Annotated in this window: 1 protein-coding gene; it reads left to right on the forward strand. The window is 27.6% G+C overall.

All coding sequences use genetic code 11. From position 1 onward, the window contains the following. Nucleotides 1-41 precede the first annotated feature (41 nt). Nucleotides 42-453, forward strand: a 412-nt coding sequence (locus tag NL42_RS18800) for a hypothetical protein (protein WP_461313905.1), incomplete at its 3' end; no start/stop codon positions are given.

Below are 453 nucleotides of genomic sequence, written 5' to 3' on the forward strand. Positions count from 1 at the left end.
TAGATGATTGTAAAGTATAAAATGGATAAAGATTAAATAAAATGATAGAAAATTCTGCGCTAATTAATCAAGGATATAAGTTAGTTTATGATTTAAAAACTTGGTTAGAGAAGAATGGGGAGGATGAGATAAAATCTACACATGCTTTGACCCTGGATAGTACGACTAATAGTGGTTTAAGTGGAGTATATGGTTTATATGGAACAAGTGAGTGGTGGGATAATGTTGAAAAAGGTAATATTGAAAAATATATTGTAAGTGGGGTAATAGTTGAGCTTAGTAAGGGAAATGTTTTTGTTGATGATAATACAATGATAACTATTGTTTCAAATAATACTGAAGATAATATATATGAAGGAGTAGTATTTACAAATGAAAATTTGAAGAGAGAGTATGGTAATCTTTATTCTAAAGGAAATAAAATAGTCATTTTTTATATTCTAGATGAGTTGA

This window comes from Acinetobacter sp. GN11, from assembly GCF_054823985.1.